General features: G+C 53.0%; 17 protein-coding genes. 6 read left to right on the top strand and 11 right to left on the bottom strand.

Features of this window, described 5'->3' with window-relative positions:
- The 5 genes from JRG72_02500 to JRG72_02480 all read left to right on the top strand — a co-directional run.
- Positions 1 to 979, top strand: a 979-nt coding sequence (locus tag JRG72_02500) for a glutamate-5-semialdehyde dehydrogenase (GenBank protein MBW2134094.1), incomplete at its 5' end; no start/stop codon positions are given.
- Positions 980 to 988: 9 nt separating this feature from the next.
- Positions 989 to 1,633: a nicotinate-nucleotide adenylyltransferase gene (nadD, locus tag JRG72_02495; protein MBW2134093.1), complete on the top strand. Its 645-nt coding sequence runs from the start codon at positions 989 to 991 to the stop codon at positions 1,631 to 1,633.
- Between the two features lie 5 nt (positions 1,634 to 1,638).
- On the top strand, positions 1,639 to 2,052 hold the full coding sequence (rsfS, locus tag JRG72_02490; GenBank protein ID MBW2134092.1) for a ribosome silencing factor: 414 nt from the start codon (positions 1,639 to 1,641) through the stop codon (positions 2,050 to 2,052).
- A 30-nt stretch (positions 2,053 to 2,082) separates the two neighbouring features.
- The gene (locus JRG72_02485; protein ID MBW2134091.1) at positions 2,083 to 3,498 is read left to right on the top strand and encodes a M48 family metalloprotease; all 1,416 of its coding nucleotides are present in this window, start codon (positions 2,083 to 2,085) and stop codon (positions 3,496 to 3,498) included.
- Positions 3,499 to 3,573: 75 nt separating this feature from the next.
- Positions 3,574 to 3,924: a zinc ribbon domain-containing protein gene (locus JRG72_02480; protein MBW2134090.1), complete on the top strand. Its 351-nt coding sequence runs from the start codon at positions 3,574 to 3,576 to the stop codon at positions 3,922 to 3,924.
- Between the two features lie 75 nt (positions 3,925 to 3,999).
- Here the strand turns inward: JRG72_02480 and JRG72_02475 are convergent, their stop codons facing one another.
- The 6 genes from JRG72_02475 to JRG72_02450 form a co-directional block, all read right to left on the bottom strand.
- Positions 4,000 to 4,650 (bottom strand): hypothetical protein, encoded by a 651-nt coding sequence (locus tag JRG72_02475; GenBank protein MBW2134089.1) that lies wholly within the window; start codon positions 4,648 to 4,650, stop codon positions 4,000 to 4,002.
- Positions 4,651 to 4,661: 11 nt separating this feature from the next.
- Entirely contained in the window at positions 4,662 to 6,326 is a 1,665-nt protein-coding gene (locus tag JRG72_02470) for an arginine--tRNA ligase (protein ID MBW2134088.1), read from the bottom strand.
- Between the two features lie 36 nt (positions 6,327 to 6,362).
- On the bottom strand, positions 6,363 to 6,539 hold the full coding sequence (locus tag JRG72_02465) for a hypothetical protein (protein MBW2134087.1): 177 nt from the start codon (positions 6,537 to 6,539) through the stop codon (positions 6,363 to 6,365).
- Between the two features lie 4 nt (positions 6,540 to 6,543).
- Positions 6,544 to 7,656 (bottom strand): alanine racemase, encoded by a 1,113-nt coding sequence (alr, locus tag JRG72_02460; protein ID MBW2134086.1) that lies wholly within the window; start codon positions 7,654 to 7,656, stop codon positions 6,544 to 6,546.
- Between the two features lie 186 nt (positions 7,657 to 7,842).
- Complete coding sequence (purE, locus tag JRG72_02455) at positions 7,843 to 8,379, bottom strand: 5-(carboxyamino)imidazole ribonucleotide mutase (GenBank protein MBW2134085.1); 537 nt, start codon at positions 8,377 to 8,379, stop codon at positions 7,843 to 7,845.
- 35 nt (positions 8,380 to 8,414) lie between these two features.
- Positions 8,415 to 9,242, bottom strand: coding sequence for a lytic murein transglycosylase (locus JRG72_02450; protein ID MBW2134084.1), 828 nt, complete (start codon positions 9,240 to 9,242; stop codon positions 8,415 to 8,417).
- Between the two features lie 467 nt (positions 9,243 to 9,709).
- On the opposite strand from JRG72_02450, the gene JRG72_02445 reads away from it, so the two are divergent.
- Positions 9,710 to 10,357 (top strand): L,D-transpeptidase, encoded by a 648-nt coding sequence (locus JRG72_02445; GenBank protein ID MBW2134083.1) that lies wholly within the window; start codon positions 9,710 to 9,712, stop codon positions 10,355 to 10,357.
- Between the two features lie 173 nt (positions 10,358 to 10,530).
- Here JRG72_02445 and JRG72_02440 read toward each other — a convergent pair whose 3' ends face one another.
- The 5 genes from JRG72_02440 to ftsY form a co-directional block, all read right to left on the bottom strand.
- Positions 10,531 to 11,964, bottom strand: coding sequence for a DegQ family serine endoprotease (locus tag JRG72_02440; protein MBW2134082.1), 1,434 nt, complete (start codon positions 11,962 to 11,964; stop codon positions 10,531 to 10,533).
- A gap of 9 nt (positions 11,965 to 11,973) precedes the next feature.
- Positions 11,974 to 13,350, bottom strand: coding sequence for an insulinase family protein (locus JRG72_02435; GenBank protein MBW2134081.1), 1,377 nt, complete (start codon positions 13,348 to 13,350; stop codon positions 11,974 to 11,976).
- Positions 13,343 to 14,722 (bottom strand): insulinase family protein, encoded by a 1,380-nt coding sequence (locus tag JRG72_02430; protein MBW2134080.1) that lies wholly within the window; start codon positions 14,720 to 14,722, stop codon positions 13,343 to 13,345. Before JRG72_02430 ends, JRG72_02435 begins: the two co-directional genes overlap by 8 nt.
- 156 nt (positions 14,723 to 14,878) lie before the next feature.
- The gene (locus tag JRG72_02425) at positions 14,879 to 15,352 is read right to left on the bottom strand and encodes a VanZ family protein (protein MBW2134079.1); all 474 of its coding nucleotides are present in this window, start codon (positions 15,350 to 15,352) and stop codon (positions 14,879 to 14,881) included.
- A 121-nt stretch (positions 15,353 to 15,473) separates the two neighbouring features.
- Complete coding sequence (gene ftsY / locus JRG72_02420) at positions 15,474 to 16,664, bottom strand: signal recognition particle-docking protein FtsY (GenBank protein MBW2134078.1); 1,191 nt, start codon at positions 16,662 to 16,664, stop codon at positions 15,474 to 15,476.
- Between the last annotated feature and the right edge of the window lie 700 nt (positions 16,665 to 17,364).

The following is a 17,364-nucleotide window of genomic DNA, read 5'->3' as shown; positions in this document are numbered from 1 at the left end:
TCCGGTAGGGGCGGTGACCTCCATGTGGCGGCGGCCCAACGGCCTGTTAGTGGGCCGCCAGCGCATCCCCCTGGGGGTGATCGGCTTCATCTATGAGTCGCGGCCCAATGTCACCGTGGATGCCGCGGCCTTGTGCCTCAAAAGCGGCAACGCCATCATCCTCAAGGGCGGCAAAGAGGCCATCCGGTCCAATCTGATCTTGGCCCGGATCATGGCACAGGCCCTGGAAGAGGTAGGAGTGCCGGCGGCGGCGGTGCAGGTGGTCCCCACCACCGAACGGGAGGCGGTCACCGAACTGCTCAAGCTGGATGAGCTGGTGGACCTGATCATCCCCCGGGGCGGCGAGGGGTTGATCCGGTTTGTGGCGGAGAATTCCCGCATCCCGGTGCTTAAGCATTACAAAGGGGTCTGCCATATCTTCGTCGATGCGGACGCCGATCTGGACATGGCCGAAGAGATCTGCTTTAATGCCAAGGTGCAGCGCCCCGGAGTTTGTAACGCCATGGAGACCATGTTGGTGCACGAGGAGATTGCTTCCCGATTTCTACCCCGGATGTTTGGGCGTTTCCGCCAGGCCAACGTGGAGCTGCGCGGCTGCTCCCGGACCCGGGAGATCGACCCCCAGGTCAGACCGGCCACTGCCGCGGACTGGCCGGAGGAGTATCTGGACCTGATTCTGGCCGTGCGGGTGGTTCCCGATATGGACGCGGCCCTGGATCACATTGCCCGCTACAGTTCCAACCATACTGAAGCCATTGTTACCAAAGATTACGATAATGCCCAGCGCTTTTTAAATGAAGTTGACTCCTCGGTAGTTTTAGTCAATGCCTCGACCCGCTTTAATGATGGAGGGGAATTGGGGCTGGGGGCCGAAATCGGCATCAGCACCTCCAAGCTGCATGCCTTTGGGCCCATGAGCCTGGAGGAGTTGACCACCACCAAGTTTATTGTTTACGGTTCGGGCCAGATCCGACAGTAAAGGAAAGCGGTGCGCCTGGGACTATTCGGCGGCACGTTTAATCCCATTCATTACGGGCATCTGCGCTCCGCGGAGGAGATCCTGGAGTCACTGGCCCTGGACCGGCTGTTATTTATTCCCGCCGCCCAGCCACCCCATAAGGATAGCGGAGGCATAACCCCCTTTGCCACCCGCCTGGAGATGACCCGCCTGGCAGTCGAGGGCCATCCGGTCTTTGAGGTCTCGGATATCGAGGGCCAGCGGCCGGGCCGATCTTATTCCATTGAAACCCTGCGGCAGTTTCGGGAAAGCCATGGCGCGGCGGCGGAGATTTTTTTTATTCTGGGCCTGGATGCCATCCTGGAAATCAATACCTGGAAAGATTACCGCCAGTTATTTACCCTGTGCCATTTTGTGGTCTTAGACCGGCCCGGCTCCGAGCGGCAGCAACTGGCCAGCGTACTCCAACAAGAAGTCCATCCCCAGTTCCGCTATCAGGCAGAAGTGGATGCTTTTCTGCACCCTTCAGGTTACCAAGTGTTTTTTCGCCGCACTACTCTCTTAGATATCTCCTCGACCCGCATTCGCCGACTGGCGGGCCAGGGAAAATCTATCCGTTACCTCTTGCCGGAAGCGGTCAGAAGATATATATTACTTAATAAATTATATCTATAAAGGAGATGGGGAAACCTCTGAAGGGAATAAAAGCAACTGCCGGCAACAAAGTCCAGTTCTGTGCCCAGAGCTTGGTGGAAAAAAAGGCCCAAGACCTGGTAATTTTAGATGTTCGGTCGTTGTCGTCTTTTACTGACTATTTTATTATCTGCTCCGGTAACTCTCGTCGCCAGGTGGTGGCCCTGGCTCAGCACCTGGAAGAGGCATTGCGCCGACTTGGAGAAAAACCGTTAGGTATTGAGGGCCTGGAAGAAGGACAATGGGTGCTATTAGATTATAATGATGTAATTATCCACATCTTTTCTCAGCCCATGCGGGAATTTTATGATTTAGAAAATCTGTGGGCGGAGGCGCCCCGCCAGTTCCTAGAAACTGGTCTGACTTCTGAAACGCAGTCAGTTGGTGACTATCGGGCTTAAAGGGCGGCGTTGATTCCAGAGGAGATATTTATGCCCAGATCAATCTGGGGAAAGAAGCTCTGCATTGGTTTTACGGTCATCTGTTTTATTACCTCTTTCTCCACCACTCCTGCCCGCAGTTTTTTTGGCGACTTAACCATTGAAAAAGAAAAACAATTGGGGGAAGAGTTTTTTCTCCAATTACAGCAATATTTTAATATTATCCGGGATCCGTTTTTGAATTCTTATCTCAACGCTGTCGGACAGAAATTAGTTCAGCAGGTAGGTCCGCAACCATTTAGGTATCATTTTTCCATTATCAAGGATCCCTCCTTGAATGCCTTTGCCGTCCCCGGCGGCTATGTCTTTATCAACACCGGTCTGCTCCTGTTGATGGATAACGAAGATGAGCTGGCCGGGGTAATCGCCCATGAAATTACTCACATTCATGCCCGCCATATGGCCAAGCGCATGAAAAAGGCGACGTTCACCAGTATCGCCTCGCTAATCGGGGGACTGGCGGCGGTACTGATGGGCGGCGCCGCCGCTGGACCATTGTTGATGGGTACTCAGGCCGCCAGTGAGTCGGTGATGCTGAAATACAGCCGGGATGATGAGCGGGAAGCGGATACCCTGGGATTTAAATGGATGACCGAGGCTGGTTACAATCCTCGAGAAATGGTAGCCATATTTAGCAAGATGACCCGCCAGCGCTGGTTCGAGGGTGCCGAAATCCCTATCTATTTAAAGACTCACCCGGAAATGGAGGCTCGGATAGTTCGGCTATCCTACCTGATCTCGACCCATAATATGACCGAACGCACCTCAGGGACAAGTCCGGCGTTTACCTATTTCAAGCTGCGCTTAAGAGCCTTATGTAATAATCCGAACCAAATGCTGCGGGACCTTAAACGCCGCTTGGCCAAAGATCCGGGTAATGTTCCAGTCCTGTATTGCCTGGGACTGATCTATCAGCGGTTAGGCCGACGTCCCGAAGCAATAGCTGCCTATAAGGCGGCCTTGGCTCGGGATCCACAAAATAGAATGATTAAGCGGGACTTGGCCATTTTATATTATGAAAACAACCAGACGGCAGCGGCCCAGTCCCAACTCGAGGAACTCCTACAACGCAATTCCCAGGATGAGGTAGCCCTGTTTTATTTGGGCCGCATCAAACAGGACCAACACCGTTGGGATGAGGCTCTGGCTTTGTTTGAGAAGGTTCATGGTCTCAACCCGACTTTCTCGGAAGTTTACTACAACTTGGGAACCATCTATGGCGAAAAAAAGCAATTGGGACAGGCCCATTATTATTTAGGGTTGCATAGCTGCATGGCCAAAGATCTCCCTACCGCCCTTTTCCATTTCCGTAAAGCCCTTAACTATATGGGTCCGCGTGAACGTTATTATCGAGAAGCTAAGCAACAAGTGGCCCGTCTGGAAAAGATGCGGGTACGGGTCCATTAAAGGGTGGAACAGGTTCCCACCCGGTTCAATAGTAGAGTTTAAGATTTCCGGGCTCCTGGCCGAAGGTTTAACTTTATGCCGATCTACGAATATCAATGTCAAAAATGTAAGCACATTTCAGACTTTTTGATCCTCAATCGTCAAGAACCTCTTACGCCGATCTGCCCCCGGTGCGGCGGTCAGGAAATGGTGCGGATCATGTCCCGGTTCCGAGCCCGCCTCTCTGAGGAGACCCGGATGGAACGCCTGGCCGATCCGTCCCGCCTGGGGAGATTGGATGAGAATGACCCCCGCAGTATGGCCAAATTCATCAAAGAGATGGGACACGAAATGGGAGAAGACATCTCTCAGGACGAAGTTGACCAGATGGTGGAAGAGGCCATGGAGGCAGAGGGCGGGGACTCTGCCGCAGGCCTGGATGATTAATTCGGCGACACCTAGAAAAGATTGTTGCCAATAAGTTTTTAAAAGTACCCTTCCCAAAACAGAGCCGGGCATTTCCTAGGGGCGGCCGACGATAGCCGCTTTGCTAGTTCGTGGCGTAAGCCGGGATGGCTTGTTAACTGTCTGGGGTTTTTTAGCAGTTTTAGCAGTGGTGGTGGTGGTGTCCGGTTTGGACCTGGTGACCACCCGCGTCTTGCTACTAGCGGCCGTCGGCTTTTTATCCGAGGGGACCGCCTTGGCTTTGTGAACGGGTCTGGCTTTCTTGGCCTTCCCCGGCTTGGAGGGCGAGAAATCAAGGCTGTTTTGGAAGGGGAAGGCCTTAGCCGTTGATTCTTTGGCCGCCCCTTTTTTTGCCGGCGCTGCGGTCCGATTTGGTTTTATCTGGTTAGATACGGAAGTGGCCATCGGCGCAGGTTTAGAAGCAGAAAAGGCGTCGGGTTGTTCTGATTGGCCAGCGGGAACCATTGCACCATTGATGACCGGTGGCGGCAACTGTTTGGGATTCATCAGTTCTGCCCTGAGGAACCCCAAATTATGTAACCATCGGTAAAGATCGCCGCGTCCGACCAGAACCCCCAGAATAAATACCCAGATCAGCACCATCAGGAATCCCAGGCCGGTAACCAGTGCCTGCTTAAGCCCCAGGGTTATTTTTCTGCCCTCCTTGGCTTTGGGCGGCTGTGGCTTTTTACTCCTTGCGGTTGCCATGCTCTCCTCCCTTACATACTCTCCGGAGCCTCTACCCCTAGTAATTTCAGGCCTTGGGCCAACACGGTTTTGATGCCTTGTACCAAAAACAGACGCGCTTGGGTCAACTCCTCAGACTCAGAGATAAACCGGTGTTTATAATAGTAACTGTGCAATTGGGCCGCAAGATCGGTGAGAAAGAAAGTGATGCGATGGGGTTCCAGGAATTGCGCGGCGGCCTCAACCACATCCGGATAACTGGCTAATAGTTTGATCAGGGCGATCTCTTCCGGTAGGGTTAACAGCTCAAGGTTGGCATTACTGAGATTTTCCAAGGAGATGCCCCGCTCTGTGGCAATGCGGAATACACTGGCCAACCGGGCATGAGCATATTGAACATAATAAACTGGGTTTTCCGCGCTCTGTTGCTTGGCCAAATCCAAATCAAAGTCCAGGTGGGCGTCAGACCGCCGACTGAGAAAGATAAAGCGGGCCGCGTCCTTACCGACTTCGTCCATCACTTCCCTCAGGGTAACGAAAGTCCCGCCCCGGGTGGTCATGGCTATTGGTTGACCCTGACGCAGCAGACTGACCAGTTGCACCAGGATTACTTTCAGGAATTGTTGGTCAGTTCCCAAGGCCTGTACCGCGGCCTGCAGGCGCGGCACATAGCCATGATGGTCGGCCCCCCAGATGTCTACCACCAAATCAAAGCCTCGCTGGATTTTATTCCAGTGGTAGGCTACATCCGAGGCGAAATAAGTAGTGGCCCCATTACGTCGCCGTACCACCCGGTCTTTTTCATCCCCAAAGGCCGTGGCCTTAAACCACAATGCTCCCTCGGCTTCATAGAGATAGCCCTGCTCCTGAAGAAAGGCCAGGGCGCGCTCCAGGCTGCCATCCTGAAAGAGCTGGGCCTCGCTGAACCAATGATCGAAGTGGACGCCGAAGTCATCTAGATCCCGCCGGATTTCCTCTAAAATTACTCTACCAGCATATTCCCCCAGGGCCTGCAACTCCTCCTCCGAGGGTTCCCCCGGCGGCAAGCGGTCATAAGAAGCCTGATATTGTCGGGCCAACTCGATAATGTAATCGCCCTGGTAACAGGTGTCGGGAAAATCTACTTCCTGACCTTCCAACTGCCGCAGCCGCAGATAGAGCGACAGGCCCAGGGTGCGCATCTGGGTGCCCACATCATTGACATAATATTCCCGCTCCACCTGATAGCCGCAGGCGGCCAGGATGTTGGCCAAGGCATCCCCGAGGGCCGCGCCTCGGCCATGGCCAATATGCAGAGGACCGGTGGGATTGGCGCTGACAAATTCAACCTGCACCTTTTGGCCACGCCAATAGTCGCAGGTGCCGTAGGTTTCTCCGTCCCGGCAGATGTCGTTAAGCACCTGATACCAGTAAGGCTCATGGATAAAAAAATTGATAAACCCGGGACCAGCGATTTCCACCCGATCCAGCATGCCTTCCGGCGGGTCCAGGTGTTGGATGATGATTTCTGCCACCTGCCGGGGCGGTCGCCGGATCCCAGCCGCCAAAATCATGGCCACGTTAGTGGCATAATCCCCGTGTTCGGTAATCTTGGGAACTTCAATCTGCACCGCTGGAATCTCCGCCAGATTTAAGACCTCGGTGGACCGGGCCTTATTCAGGGCCTGAGTAATAACGCGGGCCAGTCGCCTTTTCATGCTCATCTTAGCTCAGGATTGATCCCTTCTGCAGAACTATTTTTTTTCGGGTGATTCAACGGTCTTATCTTCGCTGACCGGTTCTTTGACGGAAACATCCCGAGTATAATCCGAGCAATAGGTGCCGGTAAATGAAAATTTTTTCTGACAGGTTTCCCGCCATGCACAGGTTAAACAGATTAACGGTCCTTTGATCTCTTGCTGGTCTTTCATAGACTTACTCACCTAAAAAACGCCGGGGATTGCTGTTCCCCAACAGACAATAGATTTCATAACTGATCGTTCCGGCCCAGGCGGCCAGTTCATCACCGGTAATCCGGTCGCCCTGGTCCGCCCCCAAGAGGGTGACCGGATTGCCTTCCCGCACTCCCGGGATATGGGTTACTTCAACCATGGTCAGATTCATGCAGACCCGGCCGCGAATCGGCGCCCGCTGGCCCCTGATCAGCACTTCTCCCCGGTTGGATAAATGGCGGCTGTAGCCATTGCAGTAGCCCACCGGCAAGACCGCCATCAGGCTCTCGGCCGGGGTAGTAAAAGTGCAACCGTAACTGATACTAGAGCCCGGCGGCAGGCGCTTGAGCTGCAAGATTTCAGTGGTCAGGCTCATCACCGGCCAAAGCGTTACCGGGGGTTGACGCTCCGGGGCCGGCGGGGAACCATAGAGCATGATTCCGGGGCGCACCATGCCCAGATGCGCGGCGTCCACTTCCAGGCAGGCGGCACTATTGGCTATATGGCTTAGAGGTAGCGACCAACCGTTGTCCCGGGCTTCCTGCAGCAAGCCATTAAACCGGGCCAGCTGTTGCAAAGTATATGTTTTATCGGCCTGATCAGCTACCGCAAAATGAGAGATCAACCCCATCACCTGCAATTCCGGAAAGCCCCGCAGCCAGTCCAAAAAGCCTTGGGTATCCGCCGGGGCCAGCCCCAGCCGTCCCATGCCAGTATCGACTTTGAGGTGAAGGCGAACCTGTTTCCCCTGTTGGCGGGCCTGAGCGGCCAGGGCTTCAACGATATCCCGTCGGAAGACCACCACCTCCAGGTTATGGGCAACCGCGACCGCGGCATCGCTGGGCAACAGGCCCATGAGCAACAGGATGGGGGTGTTAATTCCGGCCTGGCGCAGCGCCATAGCCTCGCTTAAATAGGCCACCCCTAAATAATCCACCTGTTCAGCTACCAGGGCACGGGAAATTGGCACCAAACCATGCCCATAGGCATCTGCCTTGACGACCGCCAACATTTTTACTCCATGGCCGCAGTAAGCCCGAAGCTGGCGGTAATTATGGCGAAGCGCGGCAAGATCGATGGCCAGATTAATCATCACAATTATATTATTTGGTGAATTTAAAAGGTTAATTTGAAGGGAGGGTCACGGGACCGCAGGCCCTCGCCCTCCTCTCCAGTTCCCTCTCACCCCCTTAAGGGCTTAGAGGAAAAGAGTTCCGCCAGGCCGCTTGAGCTCCCTGCTCCATAAAATGTTGATGTTTTATGTTAGATCGAAAAATCGGAGTCAATCAGCCTTGCCGGTCAGACCAGAGTGAGCCAACTCGGCCTGAAGTTGCGCATCTTGCTCTTCTATCCGGCTGACCAAGTCCTGTTTATGTCTTATCAGAATGTCTCGCAAACGCTCATCACTCAAGGCCAGAATCTGAGTGGCCAAAATGGCGGCATTGCGGGCCCCGGCGGTGCCTACTGCCATGGCGGCTACCGGCACTCCGGCCGGCATCTGCGCCGTGGCCAGCAAGGAGTCCCAACCCTGCAAAGGTGAACCGGCCAGCGGCACTCCGATGACCGGCAAAATGGTCTCGGAGGCTATCACCCCGGCCAGGTGGGCGGCTGCCCCTGCCGCAGCAATCAACACTTTAAGGCCGCGGGCACTAGCCTGCCGGGCATAATTCTGTACCCGGGCCGGCGAGCGGTGCGCCGAAGCCACCGTCACCTCGTAGGCTACGCCCCAGTGGTGCAATAGCTGTGCGGCGGCCGCCACCTGCGGCCAGTCCGACCCGCTGCCCAAGATAATTCCAACCTGCGGCTCTGTTGCGGTCATAATTAAATGGCTAATCGGTTCTTTGGAATTGGCTATTAATACCAGCGGGCCAGAGTGAGCACCGCCTCCACATAGGCATCGGAGGGGTTATAAGCGTGAATGGCCCGACTCCAGGTGTTTGGCTGCTGGTTTTTGAAACCGGCCCGCTTTAGATAATTGGCAATGCAGAAAATCGCGTCCGCATCGCAGAACACATCGATCTGACCATCGTCATTGCCATCCTGACCACAACGCAGCAGGCTGGAAGGCAGAAACTGGCAGTAGCCAAAAGCCCCGGCCCAGGAGCCTTTCAGGCTGAACGGATCCTGGCGATTCTGCTGGCAACAGATTAAGAAGGTCTTGAGCTCCCGCCGGGCCCAAGCGGCTTTACTCTTCAGACGGCTGCTCAGCCGGGGGGCCAGAGCTAAATTCTGAATGACCTCCGGGGAGTCCATCACCGCCAAGGAGGCAAAGACATTGAATACCGGATAACGGCCAGTAACCTGTCCCAGATTGGTCTCTACCGTCAGGATGGCGACGATGACCTCTTTGCTCACCCCAAAGGCATTTTCGGCTTGCTGCAATGATTCAAAATGTTTATTTAAATAGCTCCGGCCCCGGTCCACTACTTCAGGCCGCATGAAATGCCGATAATCAGCCCGGCGCTCTTTTTTCAAGTAGGCGATTTTATTGACTACATTGGGCAGAAACTCGACCCGCTCATCCTGAAAAATCTGGGTGATATAATCCCGATCAAAACCATCATTAATCAGGTCGTATTTTAAATCCACAAACGCTATCGGCAAACCACTGCTTTGGGCGAAAACCGAAGTAGCCAGAAGCAACATTAAGCTTAAGACTACCTCCCCCAATCTTTTTGCCATCACCCCTCCAGGTTCGCTAAATGGTCATAAGCTACTCTGTTTCCGGAGCTTTGTCAAGCACCACCCTTACCATTCGAGGAATTCCGCTGAAAATCGTCATCCACATTTTATCGAAGGAAATATTTATTACTCAGGCCATCAATTAAATTAATGGGGATGAGAAAAAACGGCTCCCAAACCTACTCCCTCAACCCCTTAAGGGGGAATTGGGAGGGGAGCTTGAGGGGAGAGCCGGAGGCCGGCGGTCCCCCAGTTCTTCCCTTAAATTATCCTGTTAAATCCTCCGAGTGGTAACCCCGATAGCCTTCATTTAACTTTTCCGAAAATCCTCACATTACTATATGCTCTCCTGATTTTGCCCTTCCTTTAAAAAAATTCTTGCCAAAAGATAAGTGATCATAGTATAGGTTGTTGGGGGAGAAGTAATTAAGACAGATTTGATCTGTTTCTCTAATTAAGGGGGGAGAATGATGATCAGACCGCGGTCATTGTACGGAATAATGATTCTGGTCTGGTTGCTGGCTGGCTGTTGCGGTCACCGGACGCCAGTAGTCCATACCACCTTAGACTATCAACCTGTACCGGATCAGGAGGAGGAAGTTCGGTCAGAACCTGAGTCCGAACAAGAGTTAATTAAACAGGTGCTTAGTCAGAACGGCTATCACCGGCAAAGAGTAAAACCAACTATATTACTGGTCACCAAAAAGACTCGTAAGCTTACCCTTTACTATGGTACGACTCCGATCCGGACCTACCCGGTGGTTCTGGGTGCCAACCCCAAAAAGGACAAGTTGTGTCAAGGGGACATGTGCACTCCCGAAGGGGTCTACCATGTGGTATGTAAATATCCCCATGAGCGCTGGAACAAATTTATTCTCTTAGACTATCCCAATAATCAGAACTGGCTTAAATTTGCACGGGCCAAGAAACGGGGGCAAATATCGCCTCTGGCCAGTATCGGGGGTGAGATCGGTATCCATGGCACCGATGACGACCTGAGGAACATCATTGGAGAAAACTGGACGTTTGGCTGTATTTCCCTGCAAAACCACCATCTGGATGATATCTATCCTTTGATTAACGAAAAGACTCTGGTAGTGATTAAAAAGGAGTAACTCTATCTGACCCCCCAAAAATCGATGGCCCGGGATGATCCCGGGCCTTAAAAATTTGCGGGCGGGATGCTGTTCAGAAGCGCCAGCCTGGGGGAGACGGGCCGCTTATCATTTGTTAAACCTCGAAAAAATCCAACCTGATTAATATATTTTCAGGCAGAAATCTTACAGTCCTAGGGAATCTCCAGGCTGACAAACAGGGTACGTCCCTGCCGTTTGATCAATAGACGGGCTACAGCCCCCTTCTTCAGTCCGCTAATGGCTTTGTGGTAGTCCTTCTGTCTCTTAATTTTGGTAGTATTTATCTCCATAATCAGGTCGCCCGGTCGAATTCCGGCCTCGGCCGCCGGACTGCCTCGCTCCACCTCCAGCACTACCACCCCAGTGGTGTCTCGGAGGCGGAACCGTTGGGCAAGTACCGGGGTCAATTCTTGAACCACCATGCCCAACTCGGACTCCGGAGTTTTAACTTTTGATTCTTTGGCCTGCTGCTCATCTTTGAGTTCCCCTATAACAACCGAAACGGTCTTTTCTTTACCCTGGCGAATAACCTTTAATGTTGCCTTGGTGCCAGGAGTGGTATGAGCGACCAGACGAGGCAATTCGTGCATTTCTTTAATTTCCTGGCCATTATATGCTACAATGATATCACCGCGTTGAATCCCGGCTTGAGCAGCAGGCGAGCCTGGATTGACTTCGGCCACCAAAGCTCCATAGGGTTTGGCCAGGCCAAAGGATTTGGCCAGACTGGGGGTCACAACTTGGATGTGCACCCCGAGCAGACCCCGGGTTACCTTGCCTTTGGCTTTAAGCTGAGGGATAACTTCTTTGGCAATACTGCTGGGGGTGGCAAACCCAATTCCCTGACCGGTGGCTAGAATTGCGGTGTTGATCCCGATCACTTCGCCGTTCAGATTGAGTAAAGGGCCGCCACTGTTACCAGGATTAATCGAGGCATCGGTCTGCAGGAAATCGTCATAGGGCCCGGCCCCAATGACCCGGCTTTTGGCGCTGATGATGCCCTGGGTAACGGTGTGGCCTAGGCCAAAGGGATTGCCCACTGCCAGCACCCAATCCCCGACCCGAACCGAGTCGGAATCTCCCAAAGTAAGAACCGGTAAGTCATGGGCGGCAGAGGAGAGCTTGATCAGGGCCAGATCGGTCTTTGGATCCCGACCTTTGATGGTGGCGGCGAATTCCCGGCCATCGATCAGTTTAACCTTTATTTTATCCGCCCCTTCGACCACGTGATTGTTGGTGATAATGAAACCGTCGCCATCGATAATGAAGCCCGATCCCAGACTCCGTTGTTTAAAATCCTTGGGAATATCTCCAAAAAATTTCTCAAAGAAGTCCCGAAAAGGATCTTCCCGGCCAAACGGTGAAGGCCCAAAAAATTCATAGACCCGCCCCCCACCTTTATGAGTCTTTTCAGTGCTGATGTTAACTACTGCCGGTGAGGCCTGGCGGGCCAGATCGGCAAAGGACTCCGGCGCCAGCGCCGCCCGGAGCGGCTGACTGCCGGCCCAGAGGGCCGCTCCTAGCACCAAGAGAGTCATTACCAGAGTTGACACCAAGAGCTTAAAATTACGGTTGGTACAGATCATTAGACACTCCTACTCCGCTTTCGGCGGTTTTTTTATCTCCATCCAGTCCTTGGGGAGAGCTAATTCGATTTTCTCTTGTTTGCCCACTACCACCAGCAATTGTTGAGGGGATAGATATTTTTGCGCCACCGTCTGGATCTCCTTCCGGGTCAGGCGATTTATCAGGTCGGGATAACGCCAGGGATAATCCAGTCCTAGCCCATAAAACTCCACGTAGCCTAACAGCCAGGCTCTTTTAGCGTTGGAATCCATCTTCCGGGGCAAGCTGCCGATCAGGTAGGACTTGGCTTCTGATAATTCCTTGTCGGTGACCAGTTCAGTCCGGATGCGTTGCTGTTCTTTCAGTGCCTCCCGAAGGGCCACCCCGGCGGTGGCGTTTTTAGTTTCCAGAGTAATTTCAAAGGGACCGGCCGCCACTCCAGGATTAAAGCTGCTGGCGACACTATAAGCCAGGCCGCGATTGTCCCGGATGTTGTCCATCAGGCGGGAGGCAAAGCCGCCGCCGCCCAGGATATAATTCATTACCAGAAAGCCGTAAAAATCCGGATTCCGCCGTTTGATACCCACCTGACCTAATACAATATGGGCCTGAGTAATATCCTTGTCAATTCTGAGCACCTGGTTCTGCTTCAGACGGGGTATAACCGGCAACTCCCTTTCGGGCACCGGGGCGGAGGCCCAGGTGCCGAAAAATTTTTCAATCAACTGCTGTGCCTCAACCGGTCGCAAATCCCCCACCACCGCCAGGATAGCATTATTGGGCCGGTAATATTGACGGTGGAAGTTGACCAGGTCTGCCTGGGTGATAGTAGGAAGATCGGCTTCGGTGCCAATCACCGGATAGCCATACGGATGAGAGCCATACAAGGCCCGACAAAAGGCCCGGGCCGCAACCACCCCCGGCTCATCCTGCTCGCTTTTCAGCTGACCTTTAAAACGCTCAACCTTGCGAGCGATCTCTGCCGGGGCAAAGACCGGATTGAATAAAATATCCTGGAAAAGCTTGAGCGCCGCGGACAAATTTTTTTTCAGCACCGTAAGCCGGAGCACGGCGTAATCCTGCCCGCCGCCAGCCCCCAGTCTGGCCCCCAGAAAATCGATCTCTTCGGCAATTTGGGTGGCAGAGCGGGAATGAGTCCCGCCCAACAACAGGGCTGCGGTCAGGTTGGCTAGGCCCGCCTTGCCCGGCGGTTCTTGCAAGACCCCGGCCTTGATAAGCAATTCCATAGTGACCAGCGGCAAGTCCGGTTGCTCGGAAAACAGCCAGACTAGGCCATTGGGTAACTGATACCGCTTTCCCAATACCTGTTCTGCAGGGGCAGCTATCCCCGGGCCGACCAGGCAAAAGACGACTATAATTAATAATATGCTGATTTTTCTATTCAATCTGACCATATCCTTGATAGCGCCCGACAATTGGCCGGTCAGTCTGGACAGGATGAAGTATCCCTACCGTACAGTTTTGGGGAACCAGATATTGCTGGGCGACCCGCAGCACATCTTTTTTCTGCACGGCCTGAATTCCAGGCAGCAGTTCTTTTAGCCGTTGCCAGCTATCAATGGTTTGATATCGCCCCAGCAGCATACCCCGATAAAACAGCGAATCCTGGGCCATGACAAACCCTGATTCGGCCTGGTTTTTGGCCTTGATCAGCTCTCGATCCGTCACCGGCGTAGTCTTGATCCGGGTCAGTTCGGCCTCCAGGGCCTGCTCCAATTCCTCCACGGTTTTGCCCGGCAAAGGTTGGGCGTAAACCATAAATAGCGACGGGCAGGCAGTCGCCAGGTTATAATCAGCCCCGATATCCAGGGCCAGGCGCTTCTCATAAACCAATTGCTGGAACAGCCGGGAACTGCGTCCCTGGGAAAGAATGGAGGACAGCACTTCCAGGGCGTAGGCGTCTGGATGCCCCAGATTGGGCACATGATAAGCCAGGCATATAAAAGGCAACTGGGCTTCCCGATGCACGCTCACCTGGCGTTTGCCTTGCTGGGGTGGTTCCAAGGGCCGAAAAGGCGGTGGTTCCGGACCGCGGGGCAGTTTGCCGAAAGTGGCGCGGATTTCTTGAAGTGCCGCTTCGGGCTCAAAATCCCCGACCAGCACCAGGGTGGCATTATTTGGTTGATAATATTGACCATAGTAGGCTAAAAAATCCTCGCGGCGCAAACTCTTGATGTCATGCATCCAGCCGATTACCGGCCATTGATAGGGATGCGCCTTATAGGCCGCAGCCACTGTATCTTCAATTAAAAAACTGACCGGATCATCTTCGGTGCGCAGACGCCGTTCCTCCAGAACCACCTGCTGTTCGGTGCGGAACAGTTCCTCGCTGACCTTGAGGTTGCGCATCCGATCGGCCTCCATTTCCAGCCACATCTTCAGGCTGGTCTGGGGACCGATTTCATAATAGGCGGTGTAATCCCGGGAGGTAAAGGCATTGTCGGTGCCGCCGAACTTCTGCACCTGCCGGGAAAAAACCTTGGGGCCATATTTTTCCGTGCCCCGAAACATCAGGTGTTCGGTAAGGTGCGAAATCCCGGTTTTGCCCAGCTCTTCGTTACGGGAACCGACCCGATACCAGACCTGAAGGGTAACCACCGGGGCCCGGTTTTCGGGCCAGAGCAGCACTTTTAGGCCATTATCCAATCTGACCTCTTGCACCCGGGCATAAAGATCAGCGCTCGCCGCCCGGTCACAGCCTGCTAGTAAGAACCACCAGCATAAGATAAAAAGAATTTTTAAAGCTTTTTTAACCATGTCTCTCTTGATACCCCAAGTTTGGGAGCTTCCCCGCCTATGGTTAAAATTTTAATAATCAGGTCTGGAAATGGCAAGTGAGCAGGTATGATTTCTCATCGGGTTTTTTTAAATCTTAAGCCCTGAAGCCGGCCTGAACGGAATAATGGATCAGCCTCATTTGCTATTTTTCCCAACCGAGGCCTGGCGTAAAACCGGGAAGATAATCAGGGTGGCGGTAAGTGCCCCGCTAATATCTAGCAAAATATCCCGGGGGTTGGCGGTCCGACTTTCAATCCGGGCCTGATTGCCTTCATCTGTCAGCGCCACCCCCAGATTTATCATTAAGGCCAGGAAGATAGCGAGCAGCGGGCTAAAACCGAGAGCCCACCGCAGAGGACGCACCCAGGCAACAAATAACATAGCATAAATAATAAAATGACCGCCTTTGCGTAAAAAGAAGTGGAGCAGATTTGCCAGCTTACCATTCATAGAGGGAAACCAGGGCCAGATCAGTTTAATGATTGCTTGAGTATATTCCACCGACCCCAATTCTCCGGAAAATAACAAGATTAAGCCGGTCAGCAGCAGCGGCGGCAGCCAGTAGAAACAGAATGCCTTGAAGCGGAAGTATTTAAAAGCATTGAACATTAAAATATTACCTTAACGTTTCTATAGGTGTCGGGGCGGGTTAACCGCTCCCCTACGTTAGGAAGACAGATTTTGGGCCCCGAATGTAGAGCTGATAAAAATCGCTTTTTCATCTTGGCTCTCATCCCAAAATAGCGTCGATAAAGGCCTCGGCCTCGAAAGGACGCAGGTCCTCCATCCTTTCGCCGATCCCGATGTATCGAAGCGGCAGGCCGGTTTCTTTCACCACTCCCAGGGCCACCCCGCCCTTGGCCGTGCCGTCCAATTTAGTGATAATTAAACCTGTAACCCCCAGAGCCTCATGGAACATCCGGGCCTGATTGATGGCGTTCTGGCCGGTAGTGGCATCCAGCACCAGGTAGATCTCGTGGGGGGCATTGGGTAGTTTGCGGGCCGCAGTCCGCTTGATCTTTTTAAGTTCCTCCATAAGGTTGACTTTGGTATGCAGCCGGCCAGCGGTGTCGATGTAAACCGTGTCCACCCCCCGGGACTGGGCCGCGGCCAGCCCATCGTAGACCACCGCGGCGGGATCCGAGCCGCTCTTCTGTTTGATTACCTCGGCCCCCACCCGTTGCCCCCAGATCTCTAACTGTTCGATGGCCGCGGCACGGAAGGTATCAGCAGCGACCAATAATGCTTTCCGCCCTGCTGCCCGGTCGTAATGGGCCAGCTTGGCAATGGTGGTGGTCTTACCCACGCCATTAACCCCGATTACCATGATTACCCGAGGTTTTTGGTTAACCGCTGGGCCTGGGGCCGGAGCTTGCAGCAGGGCCACCATTTCTGCCTTGAGGTGAGCCTTGAGCCGGCTAGAATCACTCAACTCTTTGCGCCGCACTTTCTCCCGTACTGCGTCTATGAGGGCCAGGGTAGTATCAACCCCTAGATCGGCAGTGATCAATAGCTCTTCCAGTGATTCTAATAACTCCGCATCAATCACCTTCTTGCCCAGAAACAGGCGATCCAATCGATGCGCCAGGGCCCCTCGGGTCCGCCCCAAACGGTCCCGCAACCGGCGGAATACCCCTTTTTTATCGGGCTCCAGCCGCTCGACCGCAGTCTCCTCCTCCAAGGCGTCGGTCGGCGACAAAGAAGCCGTTTCAGCCTCTGGAGGCGAGGCCTCAGGCTCCGGTTCGGAAGCCATTAGCGAAGCTGCGCCGAGGGCGGTCTCCTCCAGCTGCGGCTCAGATTCATCGGGCGCTTCTGACACGGTAATCTCGGGAACCTCGGCCTGGGTTATTTCGGCCCCTTGGGCCTCTTCTGCAGCAGCTTTGCGGTCCTTTCGTTTTTTAAACCATTTACGCATAGTCATCTAAATTAATCAGATAATTGGCCCGGTCTCAATACCGGAGACTTTTTGCCTGATTATTAACCAAAAAATAAGTTTAAATAATAACATATAATCTTAAAGACTCCAATACCCAACTTCCTCCGGGGTTCCCTTGAGACCACTCAGCTTCAACCGCCAAGCGGTAATGACAAGGCTTTTGGTTTCCTACTAAGGTTTTTTCATAATCTTTAGAAAAAATTTTATCTTCTTGGCAATCCGCTGAATTGTCCAAGAAGATAGCGCCAAAGACCAAAGGCTGTCCCCAAAATTATCAATTATTACCAAGTGGCGATTGAATCAACCTTAAAGTATTAAAAAATATTAACCGATTAGACAATAGTGTAACTTTAATAATCGAACCCCGGGCTTGACCTGCGATCTAATTTGACTAATAAGTTAAAATTAGAATATTAAAGTTAACTATATTCTTGGAAAATATTGCTGGCAACTGAAGTCTGCCACCTAAGACTCCAGTTCTACCCAAATAGAAGTTAGCTTTGTTTATCCCCAGCGAGGGAAAGGGCTCAAGGCGATTGGTAGGATTTTGATGCCCCAGGTCGAGTCAATCACCTCGCTTTTGGTAGCAATGACAAAAGAAACGGGGAAATTAGCTATCTCTGGTATTTGGGGCAGATTCAGGAAATTAGTTTTTAAAATTTACGTCAAAGCTGCCTGATCTTAA

The sequence above is a fragment of the Deltaproteobacteria bacterium genome, from assembly GCA_019309545.1.
Classification (GTDB): Bacteria; Desulfobacterota; Desulfobaccia; order Desulfobaccales; family Desulfobaccaceae; genus Desulfobacca_B.
Note: the sequence above shows the minus strand (reverse complement) of the source record. Positions and strands in the feature narration are given on the sequence as shown.